General features: G+C 37.2%; 1 protein-coding gene. It reads right to left on the reverse strand.

Annotated elements, in window-relative coordinates:
• Positions 1-123: 123 nt before the first annotated feature.
• Entirely contained in the window at positions 124-705 is a 582-nt protein-coding gene (locus AC1DTM_RS30085) for a GNAT family N-acetyltransferase (protein WP_477001661.1), read from the reverse strand.
• Between the last annotated feature and the right edge of the window lie 16 nt (positions 706-721).

A 721-nucleotide genomic window follows, 5' to 3' on the forward strand; every position in this document is an offset into this window, starting at 1 on the left:
TCCCACGCATTAATGGTACTGTATGGGAAGGAATCACAAAATACGAATTCCGTATGTGAAGCAAAATAAAAAAGAAAAAGCCAATGTCCTTATCATATGGGAATTGGCTTTTGTTTATCTGTATTATAGAAACTGACCAACTGGAAAATCAAGATTAATAGTAGTATGGCGCAGCATTGATTTATGAGATTTCGCTTTCTTTGAAAACAAACGCATTAAAACAGCAACTTCTAATGATGCACTAGATAAAGCATCTTCTCTACCAATAAGCATTACATCCGGTATAACAGGCCAAGAACCAGTACGATTATAAAAGGGAGCTAAAGATGGTTTACACGTAAATATCCCGAAATCTATATCATTTTGCTTTTCAATCCATTCGGTAGCGGTAGCAACTGTTTGTAAACCTAGACCTTGACCATGATAATCTGGATCAGTCGCTACACAACTCAGTCCGGCTATATTAAATGATTGTCCATTATGATGGATAGTTTTGCGCACTACACCTGCATAGCTGACTAATTTTCCATCTATGTAGGAATAAAATGAGCGTACATTAAATTCTTTAAGGTGAGTTTCTGGAATTATTTCCTCAGGCAGGGAATCGGAATCTGGCCAAACCCGCTGTAGCATTACAGCAATTTCGCGTCGTAATGCATCAGATGCTTGATTATAGTCGGTTGATTGTACAATATGAGTTGTCATAAGTTATTCTCTCACT

This window comes from Bacillus sp. P4_D3 (assembly GCF_056401855.1).